General features: G+C 53.2%; 17 protein-coding genes and 1 pseudogene. 10 read left to right on the top strand and 8 right to left on the bottom strand.

Features of this window, described 5'->3' with window-relative positions; translation table 11 throughout:
- Positions 1 to 85 precede the first annotated feature (85 nt).
- The 4 genes and pseudogenes from ACP15L_RS22405 to ACP15L_RS22390 all read left to right on the top strand — a co-directional run bounded on the left by ACP15L_RS22405 (position 86) and on the right by ACP15L_RS22390 (position 3,168).
- Positions 86 to 1,437, top strand: a protein-coding gene (locus ACP15L_RS22405) for an IS3 family transposase (RefSeq protein ID WP_425084199.1) whose coding sequence is annotated in 2 segments (ribosomal slippage) — positions 86 to 422 and positions 422 to 1,437 — 1,353 coding nt in all. Because the reading frame shifts where the segments join, the coding sequence is not laid out codon by codon here.
- A 124-nt stretch (positions 1,438 to 1,561) separates the two neighbouring features.
- A pseudogene (locus tag ACP15L_RS22400) lies at positions 1,562 to 1,714 on the top strand (thermonuclease family protein); the annotation flags it as partial.
- A gap of 193 nt (positions 1,715 to 1,907) precedes the next feature.
- Positions 1,908 to 2,120 carry a hypothetical protein gene (locus ACP15L_RS22395; protein ID WP_425085839.1) on the top strand — a complete coding sequence of 71 codons (213 nt, stop codon included), beginning with the start codon at positions 1,908 to 1,910 and terminating at the stop codon, positions 2,118 to 2,120.
- Between the two features lie 319 nt (positions 2,121 to 2,439).
- Positions 2,440 to 3,168 (top strand): SDR family NAD(P)-dependent oxidoreductase, encoded by a 729-nt coding sequence (locus ACP15L_RS22390; RefSeq protein WP_425085838.1) that lies wholly within the window; start codon positions 2,440 to 2,442, stop codon positions 3,166 to 3,168.
- Between the two features lie 48 nt (positions 3,169 to 3,216).
- On the opposite strand, the gene ACP15L_RS22385 is transcribed toward ACP15L_RS22390, so the two are convergent.
- The gene (locus ACP15L_RS22385; protein WP_425085837.1) at positions 3,217 to 3,972 is read right to left on the bottom strand and encodes an N-acyl homoserine lactonase family protein; all 756 of its coding nucleotides are present in this window, start codon (positions 3,970 to 3,972) and stop codon (positions 3,217 to 3,219) included.
- 41 nt (positions 3,973 to 4,013) lie between these two features.
- Between ACP15L_RS22385 and ACP15L_RS22380 the strand changes: the two genes are divergently transcribed.
- The 3 genes from ACP15L_RS22380 to ACP15L_RS22370 all read left to right on the top strand — a co-directional run bounded on the left by ACP15L_RS22380 (position 4,014) and on the right by ACP15L_RS22370 (position 7,120).
- Positions 4,014 to 5,132: a pyridoxal phosphate-dependent aminotransferase gene (locus tag ACP15L_RS22380; protein ID WP_425085836.1), complete on the top strand. Its 1,119-nt coding sequence runs from the start codon at positions 4,014 to 4,016 to the stop codon at positions 5,130 to 5,132.
- A gap of 188 nt (positions 5,133 to 5,320) precedes the next feature.
- Positions 5,321 to 5,794, top strand: a complete 474-nt coding sequence (locus ACP15L_RS22375) for a DUF427 domain-containing protein (protein WP_425085835.1) — start codon at positions 5,321 to 5,323, stop codon at positions 5,792 to 5,794.
- A 231-nt stretch (positions 5,795 to 6,025) separates the two neighbouring features.
- Positions 6,026 to 7,120 (top strand): ABC1 kinase family protein, encoded by a 1,095-nt coding sequence (locus ACP15L_RS22370; protein ID WP_425085834.1) that lies wholly within the window; start codon positions 6,026 to 6,028, stop codon positions 7,118 to 7,120.
- Between the two features lie 10 nt (positions 7,121 to 7,130).
- Here the strand turns inward: ACP15L_RS22370 and ACP15L_RS22365 are convergent, their stop codons facing one another.
- From ACP15L_RS22365 to ACP15L_RS22355, 3 genes are read right to left on the bottom strand one after another with little or no spacing between them, the layout of a single operon-like run.
- A complete protein-coding gene (locus tag ACP15L_RS22365) occupies positions 7,131 to 7,529 on the bottom strand; it encodes a DUF4149 domain-containing protein (protein ID WP_425085833.1) in 399 nt (132 codons plus the stop codon).
- Between the two features lie 17 nt (positions 7,530 to 7,546).
- The gene (locus tag ACP15L_RS22360) at positions 7,547 to 8,398 is read right to left on the bottom strand and encodes a methyltransferase family protein (protein ID WP_425085832.1); all 852 of its coding nucleotides are present in this window, start codon (positions 8,396 to 8,398) and stop codon (positions 7,547 to 7,549) included.
- Positions 8,395 to 8,841 (bottom strand): thiol-disulfide oxidoreductase DCC family protein, encoded by a 447-nt coding sequence (locus ACP15L_RS22355; protein ID WP_425085831.1) that lies wholly within the window; start codon positions 8,839 to 8,841, stop codon positions 8,395 to 8,397. The genes ACP15L_RS22360 and ACP15L_RS22355 overlap by 4 nt, the downstream gene beginning before the upstream one ends.
- Before the next feature lie 224 nt (positions 8,842 to 9,065).
- Between ACP15L_RS22355 and ACP15L_RS22350 the strand changes: the two genes are divergently transcribed.
- The 3 genes from ACP15L_RS22350 (at position 9,066) to ACP15L_RS22340 (ending at position 14,438) form a co-directional block, all read left to right on the top strand.
- Complete coding sequence (locus ACP15L_RS22350; RefSeq protein WP_425085830.1) at positions 9,066 to 9,737, top strand: amino acid synthesis family protein; 672 nt, start codon at positions 9,066 to 9,068, stop codon at positions 9,735 to 9,737.
- A gap of 80 nt (positions 9,738 to 9,817) precedes the next feature.
- Complete coding sequence (locus tag ACP15L_RS22345; RefSeq protein WP_425085829.1) at positions 9,818 to 10,261, top strand: ester cyclase; 444 nt, start codon at positions 9,818 to 9,820, stop codon at positions 10,259 to 10,261.
- A gap of 388 nt (positions 10,262 to 10,649) precedes the next feature.
- Positions 10,650 to 14,438 carry an autotransporter domain-containing protein gene (locus tag ACP15L_RS22340; RefSeq protein WP_425085840.1) on the top strand — a complete coding sequence of 1,263 codons (3,789 nt, stop codon included), beginning with the start codon at positions 10,650 to 10,652 and terminating at the stop codon, positions 14,436 to 14,438.
- A gap of 541 nt (positions 14,439 to 14,979) precedes the next feature.
- Here the strand turns inward: ACP15L_RS22340 and ACP15L_RS22335 are convergent.
- The 4 genes from ACP15L_RS22335 to ACP15L_RS22320 all read right to left on the bottom strand — a co-directional run bounded on the left by ACP15L_RS22335 (position 14,980) and on the right by ACP15L_RS22320 (position 25,123).
- Positions 14,980 to 16,005 (bottom strand): adenylate/guanylate cyclase domain-containing protein, encoded by a 1,026-nt coding sequence (locus ACP15L_RS22335; protein WP_425085828.1) that lies wholly within the window; start codon positions 16,003 to 16,005, stop codon positions 14,980 to 14,982.
- Complete coding sequence (locus ACP15L_RS22330) at positions 15,998 to 16,339, bottom strand: Hpt domain-containing protein (RefSeq protein ID WP_425085827.1); 342 nt, start codon at positions 16,337 to 16,339, stop codon at positions 15,998 to 16,000. Before ACP15L_RS22330 ends, ACP15L_RS22335 begins: the two co-directional genes overlap by 8 nt.
- 3 nt (positions 16,340 to 16,342) lie before the next feature.
- Entirely contained in the window at positions 16,343 to 23,338 is a 6,996-nt protein-coding gene (locus tag ACP15L_RS22325; RefSeq protein WP_425085826.1) for a GAF domain-containing protein, read from the bottom strand.
- Between the two features lie 433 nt (positions 23,339 to 23,771).
- Positions 23,772 to 25,123 (bottom strand): IS3 family transposase gene (locus tag ACP15L_RS22320; protein ID WP_425084199.1). Its coding sequence is split into 2 segments (ribosomal slippage): positions 23,772 to 24,787 and positions 24,787 to 25,123, totalling 1,353 coding nucleotides; the frame shifts between segments, so codons are not numbered across the junction.
- Positions 25,124 to 25,208: the final 85 nt, after the last annotated feature.

Raw genomic sequence — 25,208 nt, 5'->3', positions numbered from 1 at the left:
TGTCTGACGTCAGCGCCAATGGGACAGTTTAGGTCGATTTGATAAGAGAGGGTTTCTGGCTCATCGTAACCGCCAAGGAGTGGAGATGAGAAAGAAACCCGGAACCAAGCAGAGCCACGGTGAGAAGGTCGTAAAGGACATTCGCCGTGCGACCCGCAAACAGTATTCCGCAGAAGAGAAGATCAGGATCGTGCTGGACGGCCTAAAAGGCGAGGACAGCATTGCAGAGCTGTGCCGTCGTGAGGTCATCGCGCAGAGCCTTTATTACAGCTGGTCCAAGGAATTTCTGGAGGCCGGCAAGAAACGTCTGGCAGGCGACACGGCCCGCGCGGCAACTTCCACCGAAGTGAAGGATCTGAGACGGGAAGCCCGTGATCTGAAGGAGGTGGTTGCCGAACAGGCTCTTGAACTGCGGTTGCTCAAAAAAAGCATGATCGCGGATGGGGACGACGACGCATGAGATATCCCGCATCCGAAAAACTGGAAGTCATCCGCTTGGTTGAGCAATCGCATCTGCCGACCAAGCGCACTTTGGAGAAGCTGGGCATTCCGAAGACCACCTTCTATCGCTGGTACGACCGATATCTCGTCGGCGGCCCCGAGGCGCTTGAAGATCGTAGACCCACGCCGTCACGGGTCTGGAACCGCATTCCCACGCCAGTGCGCGAGAAGATCAAGGATCTGGCTCTGAAGGAAAGTGAGCTTTCCCCGCGTGAATTGGCTGTTCGCTTCACTGACACAGAAAAGTACTTTGTGTCAGAGGCTTCGGTCTACCGCATCCTCAAGTCTTACGATCTGATCACCAGCCCAGCCTATGTGGTTTTGTCAGCCGCAGACGAGTTCCAGGACAAGACAACACGACCGAACCAACTCTGGCAGACCGATTTTACCTATCTCAAGGTGATCGGCTGGGGCTGGTTCTATCTCAGCACGATCCTGGACGATTACAGCCGCTACATCATCGCCTGGAAGCTTTGCACGACGATGAAGACCGAGGATGTGACCGACACACTGGACCTCGCCCTGCACGCCTCAGGCTGTGATCAGGCAACGGTGCTGCACAAGCCACGTCTGCTCAGCGACAACGGGTCCAGTTACATCTCTGGTGAGCTTGCCGAATGGCTGGAAGATCAGAAAATGGATCATGTTCGAGGGGCACCATACCATCCGCAAACTCAGGGAAAGATCGAGCGCTGGCACCAGACGCTCAAGAACCGCATCCTGTTGGAAAACTACTATCTGCCCGGTGATCTCACGCAGCAGATTGACGCCTTCGTCGAGCACTACAATCACCGGCGTTATCACGAGAGCCTGCAAAACCTCACGCCCGCTGATGTCTACTTCGGACGCGGGCAGACCATTCTAAAACAACGAGAAAGGATCAAACGAAAGACTATCGAAACCCGGCGCTTGCTTCACCGCAAAACCGCCGCATAATCAATCTAACCAGATGAGACAGATACTCTCTTAGATCACGCCGCCATCCGTCCCAAAACCCCTGACAACGGACACACGCCGCCATCCGTCCCAAAACCCCTGACAACGGACAGGCAAAAAGGCGAAATGGGCGCTCGTTTCGCTTTGCAAGGGTCAAAAAATTAGGGCCGAAGTGACCGAGCAAGACACCCACGGACGGACTGTTGCAAAGTGCTACCTTGAGGATGGCCGTGATCTATCCGCTGAAATGGTCAAACGTGGTTTGGCGATAGACTAGCCAAAATTCTCCGGTGGACAGTACCGGTCTATGGAAATGCCCGACGCTCGAAAAAAGCTGTGGCTGGCAAACACGCGGAAAAACGGACGAGAGAAAGTCAGTTGCGCAAATAGAAAATCAGTTGGCGCTTTGTGATCCCGTGAAACATCAATCAACCGATCTAGTTTAGAAATAACTGGCCAGAGGTTGCGAAATGTTCAACGATGATGTCCTTGCAAAGTGCCCAGAATGCGGCTCTTCCGATAGTACAATTTTGAATGAAGTTATTTCTTGCAGTGCATGTGGTTTTAGTGAGTTGCTTGTGCTTGATGATCAGGCACGTGAAGAAATACAAAACGAGATAGTAAACGCAATGAATATCGCAAGAGCGCGAGACGTTTTGCAGCGATGGAGTTTTGCCGGGTAGTCGGCTTCAGCCACTAGGCGGTGCGTTGTTTTATGAACGCGACCACGTCGAAGCGCCTCTCCTATAGGGAACCTAAGCGGCCCAGGTTTGAAAAAAACCAAAGGTTGCTCTGCGGGACCAAACTCCAATTCGCTGCCACGCGAAGCTCAAATGTCGGCACTACGCAGAAAGCGGACTTTGCAAAGTCTAGCTTGAGCCCAAAACGAACGCGCGCTGAATTCAAACGGAATTGACTTTCTCGGTTTTCAGAAAAAGGGGTTGTGAGTTTTCTGCTTTAACTCGGAGTATCCCAAAACATACCAAGGTGGGAGGATTTGTTATGAAAACAGCGGTAGTGACTGGTGCAGCGGGAGGGATGGGGCAAGCCATTTGTCGCCAACTGCGGGCAGATGGGTTCCACGTGTTTGGACTGGACCTCAACGAGGAGGGCCTAGGTGAAACGTCAACTGAGTTAGGTTCGGAATTCACGCCTATCTGCGTTGACTTAACGGATCCCATTGCTATCGCTCATACTTTTGATGGAATTAGGTCAGAGTATTGCGGTCTGGATGCTTTGGTAAACAACGCGGGCACCTGCTTCATGTCTGACTTCCCGCACATTCCGCCCGAGGAACTCGAAAAGCAGATGGCGATAAACTTTAACTCTGCATTCCACTGTTGCCAGCAGGCGGTTCAGTTGATGTTGGAACGCGAAGGCATCAAAAAGATTGTAAATATCTCATCGAATGGAGCTTACAATTTCGATGTGTTCGACCCTCCCCATTACCGGGCGTCAAAAGCGGCGATGGATACACTTACGAAAGACCTTGCCCGTCGATACGCGCAGGAAAAAATCTGTGTAAATTCTCTGGCACCTGCCATGACTGAGACACCGTTGTTCAATGTCTTAACCAAGGACGTCTTGGAGAAAGCCATTAATGCTATGCCGCATGGCCGCGCGATGCTGCCCGAGCAAATCGCCGCTTGGGTCGGTTTTCTAATTTCGCCGGCTGGTGATGTCTCCAGTGGGAATGTGATTGTCCTGAATCAAGGGCGCGACGTCAGATAACTCCTAGGCGCACCGTTGCCTTTATGGAAAATGGTCCATGGGGTGGGATCAGCTGTAGACTTCTGGTGCTTTTTTCAGAACAGGCCATTGCTTTGGACAATGCCCATAGATTACGAACGCATCTCGCTCGGATGCCAGACGCATCAACCTGTCTGCGCTGGCAATCGCTGCATCCTCGTCCCAAGACCCGGCAAACTTCTCGTCGATTTCTGCTGGTCGGGAAATCGCATCACTGGTTAGTAAAACCGTCCCCGACGGAAGATCGACCATTACCGCGATCTGGCCAGGCGCATGACCGGGTGCCATCAAAACGAAGATACCTGGTCCAATCTCTACGTCGTCATCAACAACCAGGTAATCCTGATCGGGCCATTCCAAAGGCCGCATATCGCCCCAGTACAACGGGCGGGGTAAGGCTCGCTCCGCGGAAGAGATAAGAATTGGACTGCTTGGAAAGTCGCCCAATGCACCGATATGGTCGATATGGGTGTGCGTACATATCTGTAGTGTAATGTTTGACGGAATAAGCCCAAGTTTTGCCAGCTGTGCGCGTGGAAGATTGTCTGGTTCGCACCTCAGAACCTCGCCAAACTCGAACAATCGATCTTCTTTGACTGCGGCGTCAGTGGCGGTGGCATATTTTTCGGGGAACCCGGTATCGATGAGTATTGCTTCTCCCAAATCTGTCCGGATCAGAAACCCGCAGATACCAATTATGCGGCCAGTGGAATGGACCTTGAACAGCCCGTAGTCCAAAACCGCAAGGTCAATCGGTCGCCCTTTGACAAATCCCTCTACTTGCACAGACTATCTCCCTGATTGACTACAAAGATTTTGAGTAGAGCATGAAAGTCAAGATACACACACTTTTTCAATATCTATTGGATACTCCGGAAGCGGATCCCGATGCGTTCGTCGGGTCTTCCTTGTCAGAGTCGCCGCGTTTGGGTGAGTTCATGGATGCGCTGGATCCAGCGCTGCCGTTGGATTGGAACCAAAAGAGTTTTCGGGGTCTGCCTACTTTACGACGACATGTCTTGGACCGCGCCGGCTTGTCTGATGTTTGCAAGCCAGACGACGTTCTGATCACCGCCGGCGCAGCAGAAGCCAATTATCTTGCATTCATGCAATTGGTCCAACCGGGCGAAGAAGTAGTAGCGGAACGCCCGGGTTGGCCACAAGCGGGCGTATTGGCAAAGGCAGTTGGCGCGACGCTAAAAGTTGTCGACCGTGAAGAGAGTGCTGGTTGGGTATTGCCGCTCGACAAAGTTGAGGCCGCAGTAACGGAACGCACTCGACTAATCTTTATAACCAACCCCAATAACCCCTCAGGGCAGTTGATGACACAAGCAGAGCTGGAAAGGCTTGTCCAAATCGCAGATCGTGTAGGTGCATGGCTAGTTGTTGACGAGGTTTACGCGGGATTGGAGTGGGACGGGTCCCGCGCGCCTTCGATTGCCGGTTTGTATTCTAGGGGTATCACGACTGGCAGCGTTTCCAAGGCACTGGGGCTCCAGGGGCTACGCACCGGCTGGATGATATGCCGTGATCCCGATCTAATTTGGGACGCTACTATTCTGCGGGAAAACTCGAGCGAAATTATGAATATTCTCGGCAAAGTCATTGCCGCAATCGCCTTGAGGCCCGACCGATACAATCAGGCTATAAAAGCTGCACGGGCAGCTGGGATGAAAACACTGGAACGCCTGGATAGGTTTGTTGCCGATCAACGCGGCCTCGATTGGGTCAAACCTCAGGCTGGATTGATTGGTTTGGCACGGCTCGATGGGATTGACGGCGACGTTTTCGCCAAACGCTTGCTCGCTGATCCCTATCGGACGTTTCTCTTACCGGGCTCGTCTTACGGGATGCAGAACCACATCCGACTGGGTGTGGGGGGAGGTGCTGCTGCCAACCTTGACCTTGGCCTAGAGCGCATGGGCGAACTGTTGGCGAACTGGTAGAGTTAAGACACTCATTTCGACTTCTCGGCCTGCAACGCCGGTCAAAAAGTGCTACCCGATCAAAGCTGACATTGAGCGTCTTGATTGTGCAAGTTCACCCGCCATGTGCTGACAGCTTTTCCGCTAGAATAGCGCTGGTTGCGCGCTAATTCGAAGATGGAATAACGGATTCATAACCAAGGTTCGAAATGACAGGTTGGACAACTGAAAACGTCCAAGACTATCCGCGACCACCTGCGCTGCGGGCTGTACCCCATCGGGTGCGGATCGAACTCGGCGGTCAAACCATCGTGGAGACCGATCAGGCGTTTCAGGTTCTCGAAACCCATCACGCCCCCACGTATTATATTCCGCCGCAAGACATTGATGCCGTTCTGACGAAGGCCTCGGGTAGATCATTCTGCGAGTGGAAGGGTGTTGCGAGCTACTGGGATGTTCAGAGTGGGGCGGCCGCGGCAAAGAAAGCTGCGTGGAGTTATGCTGCACCAACCACAAGATTTGAACAGATTAAGGGCTATCTCGCCTTTTACGCCGGACTTATGGACGCTTGTTTTGTTGGTGAGTACCGGGTGATCCCGCAACCCGGGGACTTTTATGGAGGCTGGGTCACCGAAAACTTGAAGGGTCGCATAAAAGGCGCTCCGGGCACGGAATTTTGGTGAGTATTGATGACCGACCCTAAATCCTCATCAACCCCTTTGGCAGTTCCTACTAGCCGTTTGGCCCGTGTCGCCGGTTTAAGCAGCATGACGGCAGGTATTGCGGGGAACATGGCAGCACGCGCCCTAGGAGAGATCGGTCGAGGTGCGCGACCCGACATGCGTGGTTTGTTGATGACACCCGGCAACGTGACACGCATTGCGGATCAACTCGCTCGCATGCGAGGGGCCGCGATGAAGGTGGGTCAGTTGATTTCGATGGATGCAGGTGAGGTCTTGCCGTCTGAACTGGCAGACATCATGGCGCGTCTGCGAGATCAGGCGCATTTCATGCCGCCGAAACAATTGCGTGACGTCCTGAACCGAGCCTGGGGTGCAGGTTGGCGAAAATCCTTCCAAACCTTCGATGTAAGGCCTGTAGCGGCCGCAAGCATCGGGCAAGTACATCGTGCGACATTGAAAGACGGTCGCGATGTGGCGATCAAAGTGCAGTATCCGGGCATCGCTCGTAGTATCGACAGCGATGTTGCGAATGTCGCGACTCTGGTCCGGATGTCGGGTCTACTCCCGAAGAACTTTGATCTGGATCCGTATATCCAAGAGGCGCGCAGTCAACTGCATGAAGAAACCGATTATGAACGTGAGGGACAGCACCTGCGCCATTTTGCTGACCTCCTGCAGAATGATGAAGCGTTTGAAATCCCGGAATTCTATCCAGATTGGAGCACGCCAGAAGTTCTAACGATGTCCTTTCTTGAAGGTCGCCCTATCGAAGCCGTGGGTGATGCGACCATCGAGGAACGCAATCGAGTCTCAGAAGCCTTGGTCAATCTCACGCTGCGCGAGGTTTTCGAGTTTGGTATCATGCAGAGCGACCCAAACTTTGCCAATTACCGATACAACCCATCCAATGGAAAAGTCAGTCTCTTGGATTTTGGCGCGGCACGCGCACTGCGACCACCTGCAATAGATGGATACATGGATCTGTTGCGCGCCGGTTTGCTTGAAGACGGTGCGGCGCTTCGTAAGGCTGCCATGCAACTGAAGCTAATTGAAGGTGATGGCCCATTTGACGACCGGATCCTTGGAATGATCCGCAGCGTTTTCGAAGCAATTCTATCTGCGAATGAATTTGATTTCTCTGACCGAACTCTTTCCCAACGCCTGAACAAAGACGGCATGTCCTTGGCTGAGGCCGGCTATATCCCACCCCAGGTGCCAATGGACGTTCTTTACCTCCAGCGAAAGATTGGAGGAATGTTCCTGTTGGCCACTCGATTGAATGCCTCGCTACCCGTGAAGACGCTTCTTGAAAAGTACGTCATCTGAACGGCACGATTCACGCCAAACCAGCAAGTCGAACAATTACAAAACCCGCGGCTCCGATATGAACCAGTGTGATTAGGACAGATAGCGTGTGCAGCAGCTTGAAACGGTGAGTGTCACCTGTGTCTGTAGCGTTATTGATTGCGGGCATCAGAACCTGCCGTGCGAACACTGTTGTCACAGCAATAACTCCCACAATTGCGCTGGACACTGAATCTCTGGCGACGAGCAGAATAGTAGCTGCGCCTGCTGTGGCCGTGACAAACAGGTAAAAGTGGGGGAAGGCCCGCCTTATAAGCGATCCTGCCGCCTCCGCTGGGAGCGCGTTAAAAACAAACGCCGCGAAACCGAAAGAATAGAGTACCGTTCCACCAAACATAAGCGCGGTAATAAGCAAAGCGAGTTCAAGCATTTGTATTCATTCCTTGATTAGTCACGGCTCATAAATCGCATCGACTCCCTGGCCGAATGATTCACGCTGCTGGCGCGTCGTGGGATCGCATAGGGAACGTTGTCTCTATAGTCTCGGAAACGCTGACCAAATAGCTTCTCAAATCGCCGCTCTTTTAGCTTCGGTGCAGCAAGGCAGTAGCTTGTCAGCACGACAGCGAGAATAAGCTGGTCTGGGGTCCACACCGGCACCGTCCACAGCGTCAAAGCGAAGGAAACGTAGATTGGCTGGCGTATCACGCGGAACAAACCAGTTGTGGGCATATCTGGGAAAACAGGTTTGGCGTTTCGCATTAATGACATCCAACCCAACGCGCCGGATTGAACTTCGGCCCCAGCGTCCCAGCTGGCTTTAACCAACAAACCCCAAGACGCTGCATAAAGCGCGCTAATCAGGTAGAATGCCCAGCCCTCTGCCTGCCACCAGATGACACCTGTGGGGGTCCAAAACGCAAAGAGCACAAGCAGTTGGAGCGAGGCGATGATTGCGTAGGTGGATGTGCTCAACGTCGCGCCATGGGGACTTGGGACGAGGCTAGAGAGCCATTTCTTGCCGGCGTCCGACAAAAGGAATGAGTGCGTCACCGGAAATTGCAGAACCAAAATGACGTTGACGAATGCGGCGGTTGGCCAAGGCACGGCTCCAAGGCTTTTGCTCATGCCAAAAAACATGGCCACCACCATCGCAAGAACGGCGGCGGCAAAGATGGTGTGAGCGATGAACCCAAAACAAAGAGCTAGTATAATGCGACCGGTGCCAGGAGCGGGTTCAAAAACCCCTCTCACGAGCCAGACCAGTCGTTCGAAATGACTATCGCCCGGATTGATCATGAAAGCGTATCTTTCTGGTTTACCGGCTTTGCTCCGACCCAAGACGCGATCCGCGAGAGCACTGGCCTAAGGGGCAGGAAACCCCGATACGCAAGCTCTAGCAAAGGTATTATCCCGGGGAAGCGTGCGACACGTGCTAACCAACGCCACTTGGGCAAAGCGTCCCATAGCTCTGTGAAGCCGCGCGCGCCCGAAACAAGTTTTCCATCCGCTCGTCGCACATGAAACCGACCCATTGCCGCTTGCCGCGTTAGATCTTCGCCGAGACGCACATTGGGGTTTGAGACGTCGACAAAATGCAAACCATCCGAACCCTCGCAGGAGGCATAGTGACCGATCTCAACTGAGCAGAGAGGGCAAGATCCGTCGTAGTACACCGTAGTGCACGCTTGATCGGCTTCGTCCGATTTGACTGCAACCGCAACTCGTTCCGTTTTGTGCATTGTCTTCGACCTCTATTGGTGGGGTGCACCCGATCTTTTTCAAGAGCTAGCGCAAATGCTGAAGAAACGAGGGTGCAGCAGCGGCAACAGGTGTGGTGCAAGGCCGCAACTTGCGGAGAAGCTAGCTAAATTCAAAGGCAGAATTGTCCGCAGAGCAGACATTGTGCACGGCGCAGCGAACGGCTGCTTCGAGCCAATTTTGAACGATGCAGCGTGATGTCCCAATGACAGCAATGCGCCCAAAGCGGACTTGGTTAACCATCATCTGCATGACAGTGGGGAAAATTGAAGTCGACGCGCAGCTGCATTGTCAGCACTATGCCTCGACAAGGCAAATGGGGGTGTTCATGGTCGAAACGCGCAAGATTGTATTAGTGCGAGAGCACATAACGTGTGATGCCTTTGGCGAGCCATGCGAACAGGTTTGCCGCGTTGCGGCTGCTGCAGTTTTTCGAAACCCGATTGCAGGCCGTTTCGCAGCTGACCTTACAGCGCTTTTTGAGATCGGGGCTGAACTTGGGCAACAACTCGCTGAACAAGCCGTTTCGCAGCTTAAAGGAGCGCCCGAATCCTATGGGAAGGCCGCGATTGTTGGGGTCTCCGGAGATATGGAGCACGGTGGCGCAGTCATACATTCCAGACTCGGCGGTCCGATGCGAGCCGCAGCCAATGGAGGCGACGCAGTCATTCCATCCAACGTAAAGATTGGAGCGGCTGGAACTTCAATCGATTTGCCGCTTGGCCACAAAGACAACCCCTGGTCCTTTGATCATTTCGATACAATGACGCTTTGTGTACCGGATGGGCCGCGCCCCGAAGAAATAGTCAGGTTTTTGGCATATGCTGATCGCGGTCGCCCCATCCCGAGATGCGGAAGTGGACCCATTAAAACATAGAAGTTTCTTTTGCCATTCTCTTCCCATGAGTGGTCTTCGAATGGTCGGTGTAAGTGCGTGTGCACACTGCCCACATTTAAATGAGAGGTATCAAGGCAATGCACCCCACGGAGAAAATAGTTCGGCAGTTTCACGAGTCATGGGATATGCGTGACCCCGACCGAGGCGCAGCTGTAATTGCTGAGGATTGCGACTTTGAGGACGTCGCGCGTGGCGAGAAACTTCCCGGAAAGGCAGCATACAAAGCAGACTACCACCGTTGGCGCGAGGCTTTCCCAGATGGGCTGTGCAAAGTTGAGAATGTCGTGGTCAGCCAATGCGGCGAATGGGCTACTGTCGAGTTCCGAAACACGGGCACGCACACAGGTACACTGCGCTCAAGCCTCGGAGAATTTCCACCAACTGGAAGGCGGGCTGAAGTCCGCTACTGCTCGGTGATGCGTGTTAAGGACGGGAAGGTGGTTGAGGGACGTGACTACTATGACAGCGCCACAATTGCGCAACAACTTGGACTGGTCAAATAGGGCGCTGACTCGAGCTTCGGTTAAATCCAAATTCAAAGGTTTCTTTTCTCGGATAGCAGGTTTGTCCGCACTGCGGTCGTTTGTCTGAGTTCGTCGAATGACTACTGCGAGCCTAAACTGGCAAATGCCGCACAATGTGTTTACTGGTGGGCACCACGCAATGCTGTCCTTGACGTGACAAAGGACGGTCTAAAGCTGCCGCTTATCGGTTTTTCAGATCATACATGTGATCAAATTGCATCATGTAAGAGGCCATTCAGAAGTTTGTTAATACATCGTTAATTGGAACATCAAAAAGCCATCATTTTTTTGCCTCTGACATGTGCGCGGAGAGTTCCGCCAAAAAAAACGGTAGTGGTTTCCAAACCACCCTTAAGTGGTGAACAAGATGTTTCGAGTATGCGGTTTGAACCGTAGAGCGCTCCGTCATGCGGCGGCGCTTTCCAAATCACAGTCTACTAACAACCATCGGGCTAGACCTGGCTTATTTTGCGTCTTCGCGGTTCCGGTTGCGGCCGGCGCGATAGTTTTGGGGGCAACGATCGGAGTGGCAACTCCATTGGGTGCGCAAACGGTTGTTCCTCCGTCAAACGGTCCGTGCACTGTTGCGGATGACGTCGCCACCTGCACGGGAGATGTTTCGTCGGGTGTCCAGGCAAGCGGACCCACAATCGAAACGCTCAATATCAATAGTGTTACTGCACCAGGAATTGCACCTGGCGGTGGAACCGACGGCGTTACTTTTTCCACACCATCAGGGAACGCAACCCTTAGTATCCAGACGAATGGAACCGGCGGCATTGTTACCACGGGCAATGGCGCGGATGGGATTGTTGTAGATGCAAACGGCGCCGGGGCAGTTTCGATTACTTCGACCGGCGACATTGCAACAAACGGACGGCGCTCCTTTGGTATTCGATCCGAACTTGAGGATGACGGTGCCGTTTCGGTGAACTCGACTGGCAACGTTACAACATCCGGACGCAGCCGAAGCGTCGGAATCGGCGTCACTCAACAAGGTGGTGATGGCAACGTGTCAGTAGTATCAGATGGTCGGATCAACACATCGGGCAGCCGTTCAGACGGAATTAACGCCAATCAAGACGGTGGAGACGGCGCGGTATCGGTCAACTCAGTGGGCGACATCAGCACAGCTGGAAGTCGGTCTACAGGCATCACCGCTCTTCAGAGTGGTGGCGAAGGGGATGTCTCGGTGGTGTCGGATGGCAATATCTCGACGGAAGCTAACAACTCTGGCGGGATAGTTGGACAGCAAAGCGATGACGATGGCGATATCGCGATCCAATCGACGGGAAATATCACAACAGAAGGCAACAACTCGAATGCCATCTTGGCGCGCCAAAATGGCGGCGAGGGGAATATTACCGTTGAATCCGAGGGCGACCTCTCGACTACCCGTAGAAACGCCCGCGGGATATTTGCCCGGCAAGACAACGACGATGGATTTATAACAATCCGTTCGACCGGAAACATCACGACGGCCGGGAATAACGCTGATGGTATCTTGGCGCGTCAAAATGGCGGCGACGGGGATATCACCGTAGAATCCGAGGGCGACCTCTCGACTACCGGAAACAACGCCCGAGGGATCTTTGCCCGGCAAGACGACGGCGACGGCTCTATCACAATCCGTTCGACCGGAGACATCACGACGGCCGGGAACAATGCGGATGGCATATTTGCCCGCCAAAGGGGCGGAGAGGGAGATATCAATGTCACCTCGTCGGGCGACATTTCGTCCGCACGGGACGCTATCCGCGCGCTTGTGACCAATGACGGAGATATTTCCATAACGAACCGAGGCAACGTCAGCGGTGAAGCAGCAGGCGACGGCATCAACGCAACGGTTAATGGCGTGGGTGACGTCGTCATCGACAGCTCTGGGGATGTTACCGGCAGGGAATATGGGGTCTACGGTGCAGCCAATGGAACGGGCAACGTAACGATCACCTCCAACGGCAACATTTCGGCTGATGAGGAACATGCGATCTTTGCGAACGCAGAGGACGGGAATGTAACCGTCGATGCGACGGGCGATATCGAATCCCGTGACAGTGATGCGATCGATGTGGAAACCGGCAGCCCCGGAGGCGTGATCGACGTGACAGTGGCGGGCAATATCTCTGGCAGCGCTATTGGCATTGACGCAGACGCCGAGGATTCCGGCGATATCAGTATTCAGGTCACGGGCGATATTCGAGCTGGTTCGGATGACGGTATCGAAGCCGAAGTTGATGGAGACGGCAATATCTCGATCACGATGAATGGCGATATCGATGCAAACGAACACGGGATCCGAAGTTTTGTGGCCGGAGACGGAAACATCTCGGTTGAAGCGTCAGGTGATATAGCGGCAGATAGCATTGACGGCATCAACGCGGAAATTGACGGAAGCGGTGATATTACCATTTCGGCAACCGGCACCATCGATGCCGAAGTTGACGGAATCTTTGCCCATGTGACCGACAACGGAAATGTACGCATTACAAATTCCGCATCCATAACCGCAAGAAACGACGAGGGAATTGACGCCGAAATCTTCGGAGACGGCGATGTCTTCATAACAAACTCGGGTCGGATAACCTCTCGCGAAGACGATGCGATTGAAGTGGATGTCGAAGGAAGTGGCGACGTCAGCATTGAAAACTCTGCCCAGCTTACCGCCGATTCCGACGCGATCGACATTGAGCTAAACGGTGACGGCAACGCGAGGGTCACCAACAGCGGGGCGTTGCGTTCGCTGGACAATAACGGGATCGAAGTGGACGTAGATGGAATGGGTTCGATCACCATTTTGAACACAGGAAATATTGATGCGTTCGAATACGGTATCGAAGTCGAAGATCGTGACAACAATGCCGCCGCGACCATAACAAACTCGGCTCGCATTACCGGTCGCGAAGGCTTCTCCATCGTATTCGGCGGGGACGGGAACGACACGTTGACGCTCGAACCCGGCTCAGCCCTGACCGGTTCGGTCGATTTCGGCAATGGCAATGATGGCATGGGGGGCACGAACCCGAATGACATTGACACGCTGAATTTTGCGCCCGGGGTGAATGCGGTTGTCAACTTTGCAGATGCATCGGGTAGCGACAGTGATCTTGCGTCCGCCCCCGAAGTCGTCAATTTCGATGGTACAGGCGTTTTGATCAACAATGGCCTCACGGCGGTTTCGGTGGATACGACAGGATTTGTGGCCCAAGGCACCTTTATCAGCGATCTGACCGACGCAGTGTTCAATACGATTGAAACCGCCAGCCCCTATGACTTTGGCTCATCCGATGGTCAGGTCAGCAGGAATCTGAGTCCTTTCGGGTATGCCGAACAGGATGGTGGTCCCTATGTTTGGGGTTCAGCCTTCGGCGGAGATCGCGATGTTGAAGAAGAAGGCTCAAGTCTTGGTTTCAGCCATAGAATGTACGGTTTTGTGGTCGGTGCTGAAACGAATGAGCTCATCGGAAACAGCGATTTTGGTGTTCTTGTTGGCTACGACGATAGCCGCATCTCGCTGGATCAGGACGCAGGTGATACTGATATCAAGTCATATTTTGGCGGTGTTTACCTCGAAAGAGACTACGGACAATATCGCATCAACGCAGCTCTTCTTGCTGGCATAACCGACAATGAAGTGACTCGAAACGTTGATGGCGGCGAAGCGCAAGGCGATTTTGATGGGATGTTCGTTGCTCCATCGCTTTCGATCTCGGCCCCCGTCAACGCTTTGCCAATACCTGCCTTCTTCAGTGCTCGCGCAAGCTATGTATTTCTGAAGCTTGACGAGTATACCGAAACAGGAACCGCGTTTCCTCTAACGGTCGAAGATTGGAACGTTTCAGTCTTCAACACGCGGGCGCAATTGAACTTCCCTCGCCTCTACGAGGGTGCAAATGGATCGAGCACCTACCTGAACTGGACAGTTGGAGTTGACGCAACTTTCGATGCAGGTTCTGACGATGTAGACGCGATCGTAGCGGCGACGCCCTTTTCTTTCGTAGCGTCCACAGAAGATGCAGCTGCTGGGTTTCTTGGCTTTACGCTTGAACATATTTCTGCAGACGGAAACAGATCGGTAGGCTTCAGCGGTGAGTTTCAATCAACCTTTGGTGGTGGTTCCAGTATTGTTGGAGAACTCACAGCTTCCATAAGGTTTTGAACCTACGGACGGCTGCACAATTGGTCGATTGTTGTTGCCGAAAAGCCTTTTCAATCGGGCTAGCTTCCCAACCATGGGAGCGCCCGTTTCGTTTCGTCAGGCGTGACAAAGAGATCTCCATTCACGATATCAGAGGGATTTTTTGTGTATAGGTAACTAGCCGAAATCGTCGTCGCAAAGGTCGATTTGCGCCTGCTGCCAAATGGACTTGCATCTGCAGCGAGTGTCCGCTTCCCGACGTCTTGAGGTTTTTCGTGGCATTCACAAATTGCTGAAAGCTGCCGTAAGGTTATGCGCTGCGAAAGCACGCTTTGTCCGCATTGCAGTCGTTCCATGAATTTGGCTGAACGACCGCATTGAGCCCCAAATTAACCTATGCTGCACGATGCCCCAACGACAGGAATGCGCAGAAAGCGGACTCTGCAAAGTCTGACAATATCTAGTCCCTAATTACCTGGCCAAAATGAAATCTCTGGGCGAAAACAAATTCGTGAGCGCACCCGCACCCGACGCGAATGCGCTTACCACATTGAATGGATGGTCATATCGCATGGATGTCGAACGGATCGGAGAAACCTTTGATCCTAGTGCCGACATATGTCTCCAATACATTAGCCCTTTCCAACAGATCACAGGTTTCTTGATCAATAAGAATTCGGTTTCCAGTTTTCTGCGTTTCCGCCTCAAGGCGTGCCGCAAGGTTTACAGTGGATCCAATACACGTATACGTCGCCCGGCTGTCCGTTCCGGCATAACCAGCGACGACTTCTCCAGTCGCTATTCCGATACCGATTTTTAGGTCACTTTTCGCTTCTGAGCGCCTTTCGAGATTTAATATCTCAATCATGTTGTGCATTTCATGCCCTGCCGCCACTGCACTTTGCGCGGAGTTGGACAGCGGCTGCGGAACTCCGAAAAGAGCCATCAAACCGTCTCCCAACATCAGGCTGACAATTCCGCCATTGGTGGTAACAGCCTCGAACATCAACGTGTAGAAAGTGTTGAGCAGGTCGATTGTTTCCTCAGGGGCGAGATTTTCAGACAAGGTCGTGAAGCCGCGAATATCACAGAAGAGGACCGAAGCGTTGGCACGTTTGCCTCCTATCGCAAAACCGGATTCTTGCAGGTCTTGTGCAACCTCCGTTGTTGCAAAGCGCTCTAGCAGTCTTTTTTGTTCGTCCCTGAGCCTTTTCTTTTCAAGACCGCTGGAGACGCGTGCACTGAGGAGTGTCTTATTGACTGGTTTTGGTAGGTAGTCTTCAGCGCCCAATTCAATGCACCGCACGACATTGTCCAGACCCTCAACAGATGACGTCACAATTACCGGCAGATCGCGCAGTTCAGTGTCCGATTTGACGGCCTCCAGAACCTGGAAACCGTCCATTTCCGGCATTTCGATATCCAGTAAAAGCAAGTCAAACGGCTGATTAGACAACATCTCCATCGCAACCCGGCCGTTTTCCGCGACAGATGCTTGGTGACCCAATAGCTCTACGCTGCGCGACAAAAGCAAGCGGTTCACCTTGTTGTCGTCGACAATGAGCAAGTGGCCGGGGGCGTCAGTCATCAATCAGACTCCGTAAAGCAGCTGCAGTAATGGTAAGGTCGGTTTCCAGCGCCGTCGCGTCTGTAAGGTCCCCGGCTTCAGGCAGCTCTCCGAGCTCGATTTTCCTAGCCCGTTCGGCGAGAGCAATCGCCCCAAAGGTATTTGCATTCGACTTAATGGAGTGCGCAGCACGGCGGTATCGGTCGGCATCAGCCGCGCCCGCAGCCGCTTTCAATTCGTCAATCATGCCGGGCGCTTCGTCGAGAAAGGTGTTCACAAGCTCGGCTGCGAATTCTTCGCCTGTGGCGTCTTTAAGCTCCATGAAGATTTCATGGTCTATTGGGCTGTCTGTCATGGATCACCTTCTTATTCTTGGGGAATTTAACAGGGCTTCAATTAGGACAGGTACGCGGATTGGTTTGGTGATATAGTCGTCCATCCCTGCATCCAGGCACATCTCACGGTCCCCCTGCATTGCGTTCGCGGTCATCGCGATTATGCGAGGGCGACTTCCATCCGAATACGCTTTGTTGATACGGCGAGAAGCTTCAAGACCATCCATCTCGGGCATTTGCACATCCATGAAAACGACATCGTATGTTTGCCGGTTGACGCTTTCGACCGCCTCAGCACCGTTGCTGGCCAAATCCGCGCGATAGCCCATCTGCTCGAGCAGTCGGAGTGCAAGTTTCTGGTTCACCAAATTATCCTCAGCCAGCAAAATGCGCAGCGGATGTCGCGTCGCCATATCCGGATCTGTTTGAGGTTTGTCCTGTGGTTTGGACGGCTTTACTCGCACCTTTTCAGTCGCGAACAGTGTGACCAGGGTGTCGAACAAGTGGGATTGGCGCAAAGGTTTGGCGAGGTTGGCGGCGAAGAGCTCATCTTCCAGGTCTATGTCTCGCGGACCAAGTGAACTGAAAAGGATGAGTGGCAAACCTGGCTTCTTGGCGCGAACCTTTTTGGCAAGCTCTTCTCCATCCATTTCGGGCATATGCATGTCGAGAATGGCCAAATCGAACTCGACGCCTTCTTCTATTATGCTCAGCGCCTCGAACGGAGACGCACAGGTCGTGGTCTGTGTGCCCCATTTCTCGGTTTGAAGAGACAGGATTTTACGATTGGTGGCATTGTCGTCTACCATCAAAATTCGCTTTCCTTCAAGTTCAGGCTGAACGCCGATAAGATTGCGAGAAGACGACTTAACTGGCTTTGCGGGTTTTGCCTGGACCTTGAAAATAAAAGTGGAACCGCTCCCCTCGCCATCGCTTTCAGCCCACATGGTCCCACCCATAAGTTCGGCGAGGCGTTTCGAGATCGCAAGACCCAGACCAGTGCCGCCATATTTCCTGGTCGTTGAACTATCTGCCTGACGGAAAGACTGAAATAGTCGACTCATGCCTTTTTTGGACAGGCCGATTCCGGTGTCTCGGACTTTAAACGTCAGTTCGAGCATTCCCTGTACCTCGGCAGATTGCTCAACAGACAGAACTACTTCGCCGCTTTCGGTAAACTTCACTGCGTTGGAAAGAAGGTTTAGCAGAATCTGCCGCAATCTCGTTAGATCGGCGCTAATCGCCAGCGGTAGCGCGTCATCGAACTCATAGGCCAGATCGAGTTGTTTCTCGGCAGCCTTGCCGCTGATTAAATCGAGCGCGCTTTCTACGCATTCGCGCAGGTCAAACGGATGGTTTTCGATGTCCATTTGCCCGGCCTCAATTTTCGAGAAGTCGAGGATCTCGTTTATGATACCCAAAAGCGCATCGCCGCTATCGCGGATCGTATTGGCGTAGTCGCTTTGTTTTGCGTCCAACTCTGTGTCCATCAACAGCCCGCTCATCCCGATTACGGCATTCATGGGGGTTCGAATTTCGTGGGACATCGTCGCCAGGAAGGCGCTTTTTGCTTCGTTTGCTTCCTCAGCAACTTTTCGCGCCTCTTCAGCCTCGCGGAATAGACGCACATTCTCGATGGCAATTACCGCCTGGTCTGCAAACGAGTAGGCGAGGTCGATCTCATCTTTGGTAAAGGCGCCAGCTGTTTTCCGAGCGAACACCAACACACCCAGACACGCCTTGCCTTTTATTAGTGGCAGCAACAGAGCCGCGCGAACGCCATGCCGGTCATACGTAATCTGTTCGAACGGTGAGAGTTCGAGCGTATCCCAATCCGGAAGGTGGAGCATCTTCTTCTCATGAAGAACCTGCGCGGGAAAGCTGGACATTGGATCCGGGTCGATAGGGAAACTTTGGTTTCCTTCAAGGGTGGCAACACCGTCTGCACTCACCCGCGCGAGCACCTCGAACGTGTTACCTTGAGCGGTCATGGCCGCAACCATATCAGAGGAAACCAACCGTACACCTGCTTCTGCGATTGCTTCGAAGACTGGCTTGATGTCGTCAGGAGACTGGCTGATCACCCGTAGAACGTCCGCGCTCGCAGTCTGACGTGCCAGGGAAGCTTGCGTTTCATTAAACAGGCGAACGTTTTCCAGCGCGATGATGGCCTGATCGGCGAAGGACTCGGCGATGGCGACTTCATCTTCGCTGAAAACTTTGGCAGTTTTTCGGATGAACACCAAGGCACCGAAGCATTCCGTCCCGCGCATCAGAGGCACTGTCAGCGAAGACTTGAACCCTTTCCTGCGGATGATCTCTTGATCGCGTGGGGGTAGCTCATCGTACCGCCATTCGGGCAAATGCAAGGTCTTGCCGCTCTTGATTGCCTTAGAGGGCAAATTGTCTTCGGGATCAATTGGCAGGCGCTCTGTCCAAGTGATTTCTTCGACGCCATCGGGTGTCGCGGCGGCGATTTGCCAAAGTTCAGTCTTGTTCGCCTGAATGGCAATCGACAGGTCGCAATCTATGAGGGTCGTCGCCAGTCCGACAATCTTTTCAAAAACCGGCTTGGTATCTGTTGGGGATTCAGAGATTACTCTCAAGACGTCCGCGCTTGCGGTTTGGCGCGCGAGTGCGGTCTGCGTTTCGTTGAAGAGTTGCGAGTTCTGAATTGCGATTATGGCCTGAGACGCGAAGGTCTCCATTTGCTTTATTTGTTTTTCGTCAAAAGCGGCCGCTGTTCGACTCCCCATGCTGATAACACCAATTGTGTCACCATCACGGATCAGTGGCACGGAAAGAACGGATCGATAGCCTTCGAGATTGGACTTGAGCAGCGGATCATAATTGGTGTCAGCTTGAGTGTCCTCAACATAGTCAGCCCTTCCATGCAGAAGCGCACGCGCTGTGGCTGATGTTTCCCCGGGTTCAAAAGGATGCGCCTTTAAAAAATCCGCGAATTTGGCCGACACATTGTGTCCGGCAAAATAATGGTACTTCCCATCTTCGGGTGTTTTAAGCGCCACGAAGGCATCCTGTAGACGGCAAATGCGGGACGAAACGGCCAGCAATGCTTCCAGTACAGGCTCCAATGCGTCGGGAGACCGAGAAATAACTTCGAGTACCTCGTTTGTGGCTTTTTGGTACTCTAACGATTCCTCAACTTCCGCAGTTCGGGCTGTCACCTCGTCGAATAGGTGCGCATTTCCAAGTGCAATTACCGCTTGCGAGGCGAATGTTTCAACCAAGGCTATCTGCTTGTCTGAAAACGCCCCAATTTTCGAATGAGCAAGTGAAATCACACCGAGTGTAGCCCCATCCTTTACGAGCGGAACCCCCAAAGATGAACGAAATCCGGCACCCAGTGCTTCTTCTTTCCAAGCATAATCCGGGTCGTGCTCAAAATCTTCAATGTACACCGTTTTGCCTGTTAGCGCGACGCGTCCCGTGGTCGTGCCCTTGTCTGGAACAAACACCTGACGGTTTATGATGTCGTTGTGCGCTGCGGCGGAATTGTGGGTCGCAGCAACGTCATAAATTCCGGTTTCTTCGTTTAGAAGTGCGACGTAAGACGCTTCGGGTTTGCAGATGCGAACCGCCACCTGCAAAATAGCTTTGAGTACTGGTTCGAGTTCATTTGGGGAGCGCGAGATCACTCCCAGTACTTCAGAAGTGGCCGTTTGATAGTCGAGCGCTTCTTCAACTTCTGCAGTGCGTGCCTGCACTTCTTTGAACAACCGGGTGTTGTTGATGGCTATCACAGCCTGAGATGCGAATGTCTCTAACAGGTTGACCTGTTTTTCACTAAACGCCCCGGGCTTCCGGTGGGCCATGACAATAACACCAACGGTCACGCCATCGCTGACTAAGGGGACGCCGAGAGTGGTGAGGTAATCACCAATCTCTGCCGCCAATTTCCATGTGTAGGTCGGATCTTTACGCGTGTCTTTTATGTAGACGGTCTTGCCATGAAGAGCCGTGCGGCCGATGCACGAGCCTTCCTCAGGAGCAATGGGGTTGTCTGACAAATAGTTAAGAAACGCATCACTCACATTGTGGGACATGGCCACACGGTACAACCCATCGTCAGCATCCCGCATTGCGAAGAATGCATATTCTGGGTCGCAGATACGCGAGGAAACTTCCAGGATTGCATCCAGCACTCGAGGAAGATCGTTGGGCGAGCGAGAGATGACATCCAATACTTCTGACGTGGCAGTCTGGTATTCCAGTGACTGCACGACTTCGGCAGTGCGTTCCTCCACTTCCCGGAATAGGTTGGCATTCGTAATGGCGATAGTGGCTTGGTCGGCAAAGGTTTCTAACAACTGAATCTGCTTGGTGGAAAATCCCGAAACCTCGGTTGATCCGACCGAAATTACACCCACGACCTCGCCATTCTTGACCAATGGGACCCCGAGCACGGACCGATATTCCCCGACGCCGCTGTCTTTTATCCAAGTATAAGAGGTCTCGGTTTCAATATCTTCGATATAGACAGTGCGTTTCGACAGAATGGCTCGCCCGCTTACACCGCTTTCATCAGGCGAAATAGGATGCGCTTTGACATATTCCGCAAAGGTCGTGTCCTGCGTAAGAATCGCATGAACATGAAAAAGCTGATCGTCGGGGTTCAACATCGCAACATAGGCATCTTGCAACTCGCAAATCCGCGACGCTTCTTTGAGGATAGCATCGAGAACAGGGGCCAACTCATTTGGTGACGCCGAAATCACCCGCAGCACTTCGGATGTGGAAGTCTGGTATTCCAAAGCCTGCGTCACTTCCGCTGTGCGATCCTGAACTTCGCGGAACTGGCGGACGTTCTCCATTGCGATCACGGCTTGAGCCGCGAAGGTTTGAACCAGTGCCACGTCGTCGTCTGAGAAAGGTGCAACTTCACGGCGGTAGAGGACAATTACACCGAGACCCACGCCATCCTTCATCAACGGAACTGCCAGAACCGAGCGGGCTCCTTCAATCTCAACCATCTGAACCCGTTTCGGGTCACGATCCCTGAAGTACAGGGGGTCGTCCGCGATATCGTCCTGGCGAATGACCTCGCCATCGACCATTGGTTTGATCGCAATTAATTCCGTGCGGGTTAGCGGCTCGACAAAGTTTTTGAGCGCTTCGTCAAAGTCGGTTCTTGCGCCGATATTAGCCGGGATCGTTGCGAGCCCGCGTTCGTTATCAGCGACACATAAAAACGCCAGTGGGGCTTTGCACAAACGGCTGGAGTTTTCGAGAATGCTTTGGAATACAGGTCTTTCGTCGTCGCGGCTCCGGCTGATGACTTCGAGGATTTCTCGCGATGCTTTTTCGCGCTCAAGTCGTTCCTGAACTTCTCGAAATTGGCGCGTGTTTTCTATCGCTATGACCGCGTGTTTGGCGAACTCTTCGATGAATTGCACGTCGGGATCAGAAAACGGGCGCACTTCGCGGCGGCTAACCGCAATAGCACCTATCGCCTGTTCCCCCTGCATCAGGGGCACAACGACCCGTGACCTGATGCCTTCGACCTCGACCATTGTAACAGCAGTAGGATCACCCGAGCGGTAGAACTCTGTGTCGGCGATGTCCTCGACGCGTACAACCTTGCAATTTCGTATCGCAGCCGCCGCCGTGACCGAACCATCAAGAGGCCACTCTTCCCCCAATTCGACGTCGGTCCTATCATGCCCCCATGCACCGGCCAATTGAATGTGGGTTCCCGCAGCGTTGACCAAAACCAGCGCCGCCTGATCTGCGTCACAGATTTCAGTGGCCTGCTGAAGCACGGCTTCAAAGACTCGTGCATCATTGTCCCGGCTTTTGCTGATAACACTTAGAACCTCCTGCGTCGCTGCTTGGCGTTCCAGCTGAGTGTGCAGCTCTTTCAGTTGACGAGTGTTATCGAGGGCAATAACGGCTTGCGCGGCAAAGCTCTCGACCAAAGAAATCTCGTCATCGGAAAAGGGTCGTACTTCGCGCCGGTAAATCCCGATGACACCTACAGGGTCACCATTTGCTGACATCAAAGGAACCGTCAGAAACGAACGGACACCTTCCTCATCAACCAATTGCCGACGCCAAGGATCACCATTGATGTAGTGGTCTGTCTCGCGCAAATCGACGTTGTGAATGACGCGCGCTTCCCGCACGGACTCGGCAATTTGTAAATTTGATTCCAGAGACCAGCGATCCACGCCGACCTTGTATGTAGCCAATTGATCACCAAAATGGGCGGCGTATTCCAAATGCGTTCCTGCCTCATTTAGCAGGCTCAACGTGGCTACATCTGTTTCGCAAAGCCGGGCCGTGTTTTCCAAGATCGTCTGAAATACCGGCGCTTCATCATCCCGAGACCGACTGATCGTCTCCAGAACATCACGCGTGGCACCTTCACGCGCCAGACGCACCTGCAACTCGCTAAACTGGCGAACATTTTCGATTGCAATGACCGCTTGTGCGGCGAAAGTTTCAACCAGCTGGACCTGATCGTCGGAATAAGGTCGCACCTCATCCCGTGCCAACATCAGGCATCCGATTGCACTGCCACCCACTTTCAATGGGACAAAGAGATTACTCCTGCACCCATGCGTGTCGACAATGAGCTTAAAGCGCTCATCTCCCGATTTATGGAAATCGGTGTCGCCCATGTCGACAACACGTTTTGTCTCACCGCTGAGAATAGTGTCAGTCACAATGGAGTTGCCTGGCTCCATTGTGTATTTACCGTCGAGCCAGAGCTGTTGGATATCCGGGTGTAAATTGACGCTGGCAACCAGTTGCTGACGAGCATCCCCTTCTCGCCCGAGTACCAGACCGGCAAAAAAGGCATCACACAGATCTTTTGCCAGCGTTACAATCAGGTCGCATACTGGCTGGATGTCATCCTTGGTCTCGGAGATCGCTTGCATAACCCGCGCGGTGGCTTCGAACCGAGCCTGCTGATCATCCGCGCTGAGCCCAGAGCTTTGCGAAGATGACGACGCTGAATCAGCAGTCTCTGTTGATGCCTTCTTTCCACCCACCTGCGTTCGTGCCCCCACGCAAACTAATGAAACACACAAGACCGGAGTTTAGATGGCATACGATAGAAGTCACAGAGTTTCTTTTAGGGATATGCTCCACGCGCTTCAATCAATCACTATATGGAGTGATCATGGGCGAAAAAGGTGCGGTCAAACTGATGGTGAGGGCAGCTTTGAAACTCCTTTCGCAGGTGATCGCAGCTGGTTCTAGCGCAAAAGAGATGATTGGCCGGTAACCGCTAAGCTCAACCTGAATGGTGCTTAATCTGACATTGTTCGAAGCGAGTGCGGCCGCGAGCCTCGCATCAATGCAGTATTGTGCGGCACCCAAACGGCTTTTGAAGATTTATGTTCAGGTCTGTCCGTTGTCAGGGGTTTTGGGACGGATGGCGGCGTGATCTAAGAGAGTATCTGTCTCATCTGGTTAGATTGATTATGCGGCGGTTTTGCGGTGAAGCAAGCGCCGGGTTTCGATAGTCTTTCGTTTGATCCTTTCTCGTTGTTTTAGAATGGTCTGCCCGCGTCCGAAGTAGACATCAGCGGGCGTGAGGTTTTGCAGGCTCTCGTGATAACGCCGGTGATTGTAGTGCTCGACGAAGGCGTCAATCTGCTGCGTGAGATCACCGGGCAGATAGTAGTTTTCCAACAGGATGCGGTTCTTGAGCGTCTGGTGCCAGCGCTCGATCTTTCCCTGAGTTTGCGGATGGTATGGTGCCCCTCGAACATGATCCATTTTCTGATCTTCCAGCCATTCGGCAAGCTCACCAGAGATGTAACTGGACCCGTTGTCGCTGAGCAGACGTGGCTTGTGCAGCACCGTTGCCTGATCACAGCCTGAGGCGTGCAGGGCGAGGTCCAGTGTGTCGGTCACATCCTCGGTCTTCATCGTCGTGCAAAGCTTCCAGGCGATGATGTAGCGGCTGTAATCGTCCAGGATCGTGCTGAGATAGAACCAGCCCCAGCCGATCACCTTGAGATAGGTAAAATCGGTCTGCCAGAGTTGGTTCGGTCGTGTTGTCTTGTCCTGGAACTCGTCTGCGGCTGACAAAACCACATAGGCTGGGCTGGTGATCAGATCGTAAGACTTGAGGATGCGGTAGACCGAAGCCTCTGACACAAAGTACTTTTCTGTGTCAGTGAAGCGAACAGCCAATTCACGCGGGGAAAGCTCACTTTCCTTCAGAGCCAGATCCTTGATCTTCTCGCGCACTGGCGTGGGAATGCGGTTCCAGACCCGTGACGGCGTGGGTCTACGATCTTCAAGCGCCTCGGGGCCGCCGACGAGATATCGGTCGTACCAGCGATAGAAGGTGGTCTTCGGAATGCCCAGCTTCTCCAAAGTGCGCTTGGTCGGCAGATGCGATTGCTCAACCAAGCGGATGACTTCCAGTTTTTCGGATGCGGGATATCTCATGCGTCGTCGTCCCCATCCGCGATCATGCTTTTTTTGAGCAACCGCAGTTCAAGAGCCTGTTCGGCAACCACCTCCTTCAGATCACGGGCTTCCCGTCTCAGATCCTTCACTTCGGTGGAAGTTGCCGCGCGGGCCGTGTCGCCTGCCAGACGTTTCTTGCCGGCCTCCAGAAATTCCTTGGACCAGCTGTAATAAAGGCTCTGCGCGATGACCTCACGACGGCACAGCTCTGCAATGCTGTCCTCGCCTTTTAGGCCGTCCAGCACGATCCTGATCTTCTCTTCTGCGGAATACTGTTTGCGGGTCGCACGGCGAATGTCCTTTACGACCTTCTCACCGTGGCTCTGCTTGGTTCCGGGTTTCTTTCTCATCTCCACTCCTTGGCGGTTACGATGAGCCAGAAACCCTCTCTTATCAAATCGACCTAAACTGTCCCATTGGCGCTGACGTCAGACA

Source organism: Ruegeria profundi, from assembly GCF_049800715.1.
GTDB classification, from domain to species: Bacteria; Pseudomonadota; Alphaproteobacteria; order Rhodobacterales; family Rhodobacteraceae; genus Ruegeria; species Ruegeria profundi_A.
The sequence above is the reverse complement of the archived record's forward strand: the minus strand, read 5'-3'. Positions and strand labels throughout refer to the sequence as shown.